The 1,690-nt window shown below is 70.1% G+C and carries 2 protein-coding genes; both read left to right on the top strand.

Going from position 1 to position 1,690, the window contains the following annotated elements; translation table 11 throughout:
• Positions 1 to 1,044, top strand: a 1,044-nt coding sequence (locus AC5L38_RS44090; RefSeq protein WP_495248798.1) for a substrate-binding domain-containing protein, incomplete at its 5' end; no start/stop codon positions are given.
• Positions 1,044 to 1,690, top strand: a 647-nt coding sequence (locus AC5L38_RS44085; protein ID WP_495248797.1) for a Gfo/Idh/MocA family protein, incomplete at its 3' end; no start/stop codon positions are given. The genes AC5L38_RS44090 and AC5L38_RS44085, both read left to right, overlap by 1 nt.

Genomic DNA, 1,690 nt, shown 5'->3' with positions numbered 1-1,690 from the left:
CGCAGGGGTTTCCTGCTCGGCGGTGCGGTTATCGGCGCGGGCGCGCTGGTGACGGCGTGCACGGGCAACGAGGCCCCGGCCCCGGCCGCGGCCTCCGCGCCGGCCCCGGCTCCGGCCGCGACCGGCGGCAACGACGCCCCCGGTGAGAAGGTCGTCATCGGTTTCTCGGCGCCCGCGGCCGACCACGGCTGGATCGCCGCGATCGCCAAGAACGCCGAGGCCGCGGCCAAGGAGTACTCCGACATCGAGTTCAAGCCGGTCGAGCCGACCAACGACATCAACGCGCAGATCTCCGCGGTCGAGTCGCTGATCGCGGCCAAGGTCAGCGCGCTGGTGATCCTGCCCAACGACGGCCAGCAGCTCAACCAGATCGCCCGCCAGGCCTCCGATGCCGGTATCCCGGTGATCAACCTGGACCGGGTCTTCCCCGACAAGCTGTCCTACCGCACCTGGATCGGCGGCGACAACTACGGCATGGGCGTGGCGGCCGGGCACTACATCGGCAAGAAGCTCAAGGACAAGGGCGTGGCCAGCCCGGTTATTTTGGAGATCCAGGGCATCGCGACCCTGCCGCTGACCCAGGACCGCAGCAAGGGCTTCGAGGACGCGCTGAAGACCTACGGCTTCAGCGTGACGGCCAAGCAGGACGCGCAGTTCACCGTGGAGTCGGGCACCAAGGTGGCGGCGAACCTGATGCAGGCGCACAAGAAGATCGACGCGATCTGGAACCACGACGACGACCAGGGCATCGGCGTGCTGGCCGCGATCAAGGAGGCCGGGCGCAGCGAGTTCTTCATGGTCGGCGGCGCCGGCTCGGCGAACGCGATGCGCGACATCCAGGCCGGCTCGGGGGTGCTGGAGGCGACCGTGACCTACAGCCCCACCATGGCCTCCTCGGCGATCAAGCTGGCTCGCCTGATCGCGCAGGGCAAGGGCATGAGCGACCTGCTGGAGAACCAGGTGCCCCAGTCGATCACCCTGGCCTCCGAGACCATCACCAAGGAGAACGTGGCCGAGTACCTGCCGTTGGGATTCGAGTCCTGATGGTCGAAGGGCACAAGCCATCGCTCGGGATCGGCATGGTCGGGTACGCCTTCATGGGCCGGGTGCACTCTCAGGCCTGGCGCAGTGTGTCGGCGTTCTTCGACCTGCCGGCCCGGCCGGTGATGGCCGCCGTCTGCGGCCGTTCGGCCGAGGGGACGGCGGCGGCGGCCGAGCGGATGGGCTGGGCGGCCTATGAGACCGACTGGCGCAAGCTGATCGCCCGCGATGACGTGCAGATCGTCGACATCTGCACGCCGGGTGACTCCCACGCCGAGATCGCGATCGCCGCGCTGGAGGCCGGCAAGCACGTGTTGTGCGAGAAGCCTCTGGCCAACACCGTCGCCGAGGCCGAGGCGATGGCGGCGGCGGCGCGGGCGGCGGCCGAGCGCGGGGTGTACGCGATGGTGGCGTTCAACTACCGCCGGGTGCCGGCCGTGGCGCAGGCCGCCCGCTGGGTGGCCGAGGGCCGTCTGGGCGCGATCCGGCACGTGCGGGCGCAGTACCTGCAGGACTGGATCGTCGATCCGGACTTCCCGCTGGTGTGGCGGCTGCAGAAGGACCTGGCCGGCTCCGGCGCGCTGGGCGACATCGGCGCGCACATCATCGACACCGCCCAGTTCATCACCGGCCAGCGCCTCACCCAGGT

Source organism: Streptosporangium nanhuense (assembly GCF_059358815.1).
Note: the sequence above shows the minus strand (reverse complement) of the source record. Positions and strands in the feature narration are given on the sequence as shown.